At 62.9% G+C, this 1,987-nt stretch carries 2 protein-coding genes; both read right to left on the bottom strand.

Going from position 1 to position 1,987, the window contains the following annotated elements; translation table 11 throughout:
• Positions 1-1,428, bottom strand: a 1,428-nt coding sequence (locus tag AB0H42_RS35615) for a UvrD-helicase domain-containing protein (protein WP_357064265.1), incomplete at its 3' end; no start/stop codon positions are given.
• Positions 1,429-1,438: 10 nt separating this feature from the next.
• Complete coding sequence (locus AB0H42_RS35610; protein WP_357064263.1) at positions 1,439-1,735, bottom strand: hypothetical protein; 297 nt, start codon at positions 1,733-1,735, stop codon at positions 1,439-1,441.
• Positions 1,736-1,987: the final 252 nt, after the last annotated feature.

The raw sequence follows: 1,987 nt of genomic DNA, 5'->3' as shown, positions 1-1,987 counted from the left end.
TTCGACTCCTCCGACACGACAATCCTTTCCGCTGAAGCAGGCCGCCTCAGCTTGTCGGATCACCGCCCCGCCCACAAGATCGCTGACAGTCCCCCTGAGGTGTCGTTGCAGTACTAGTAGTGCGTAGGCATGTCGGCGGAGAGTGGCCGGCGAAAGGTCGGTTTCTCGGCAGATCTCGGGGATGCTTCCGGAATGCTTTGGGTACCAGTGACTGAGTAGGACGTGTTCGGCTTGTCGGCACGCCTGGTCGAGTTCGGTGGGGTCTGGGACCCCGAAATGAAGCGTCTGGTGTGCACGGGCGAGCCGGGTGATGGTGTTGGTGTCGTTTTCACCGCGGCGCAGCGCGGGTGGGAGTTGTGTGTGTTTGCGGGCCAGCAGCATGACGGTGGGGTCGGGATCGGTCGTGTCGCTGAGGACGGTGGCCAGCCGGAGGGTCAAGTCGAGCAGGGATTCGCCGGTGTGGGCGTGGGTGACTTTGCCGACGTTACCGAACTTGGTGGGCACCAGATGAATTGGTGGGCTTGCGGTGCGGATGACGGATACATCGGGTGGGTGGGTTCCGGTCCGTATTGTGGCCGCGAGGGCGCAGATCGGTGGTGTGCTTCGGCGGTTTCCGGTGAGCATTACGGTGGTGGGGAGGTTGTCGCGGAGCCGTAGCAGCCGCGGGACGTCGGCGCCGTTCCAGCCGTAGATGGACTGGTCGGGGTCGGCGACGACCATCAGGGGGATCCCGTGGCGGCGCATCGCGTCGAAGAGTTCCAGGTCGGATACCGAGCAGTCTTGGGCTTCGTCGATGACGATTTCGGAGAATCGCGAGTGCAGTGTGTCGAGCACGTGCAGTGCGGCGCTGCGAAGGTTGCGGTGCGCCTGTCGTCGAACCTCGTGGCCGGTGAAGTAGCCGCGTTGGAACCAGTGGTCTCGACACCGGATCGCGGCGGAGATCCATTGTGACTGAGTGAACGGCGAGCCGGCGATGGCTCGTCCGGCGCCGGTTTGGGCGCCGGGGACGGTGACGACTTCGGTCGGTGTGGAGGAGTTCAGCCTGAAGTCGAAGGCCGCGAGTGGCACCACACGGTTGCCGATTTTCGCTTCCGCGTTCGGCAGATGACGCCAGGACTCGATGCGTCGTGCGATTTGAGGTTCGGGCAGGTAGGGGAAGACCATAAATTGCCAGATGAACGCGTCCAGCGTGCCTATGAAGTGGGGAAACTGGGTGAGCTCGGGATGCCCGGCCGCGACACAGCGCGTGTTCATCTGATCACGTGCGTTGCGCGTGAAGGAGATCAACGCTCGACCGCCACGCAGCGTGGAGGCGGGGTGCTCGATGTGGCGGGACACGATCACGTGGGTCTTCCCCGCACCAGGGCAGGCCTGGACGAACAACGGTGCCTGGGTGTAGATCGCCCGCTGCTGTTGAGCGACTGCCATTGCGAGGTCGTCAGTCACCGGCCGTTTCCGATTGAGTGGTGTGGGTGATGAATTCGAGTGCCTGTGCCAGGTAGTCGGGGCACTGGAACGTTCGCTCGGGTTGTGTTATCAGGATGTCGGCGAGGGCTTGAGCGAATGCGGGTTTGGAGACCGCGGTCTTGCCGGTCGATGTTTCCCCCTTGTCGTCAACGTTCTTGGCGGGATCAAACAGCCCCCAGAAGGCGCGGGAGTGGTCGATCGAGTCCAGAACTGTCTGCCAGCGGTGCTTGGAGTTGGGGTGCAGGTCGAGGAATGCGTCGCGCAGCACCGGCTCGTTGTCGGCGGACCATAGTTGTGGTTCGAGGGATCGAGCTCCGGCGAAGACTCCGAGTAGCCCGGGCTGGTGGGCCTCGGCCAGGACTCTATATCGCTCGATCCGCTTGGACTCGTCCTCGTCCTCGTTCTTGTCGGTATCGGTGATCAGTGCTAGTACTCCAGCCGCACTTGGTTATGTTGTGCGGTATGGTCTTTCGTCGTGTCGATCGATGAGAACCTGGCTGCGTGGGTGGCTGGGCTGGAT

This window comes from Nocardia sp. NPDC050799 (genome assembly GCF_040654015.1).
Classification (GTDB): Bacteria; Actinomycetota; Actinomycetes; order Mycobacteriales; family Mycobacteriaceae; genus Nocardia.
The sequence above is the reverse complement of the archived record's forward strand: the minus strand, read 5'-3'. Positions and strand labels throughout refer to the sequence as shown.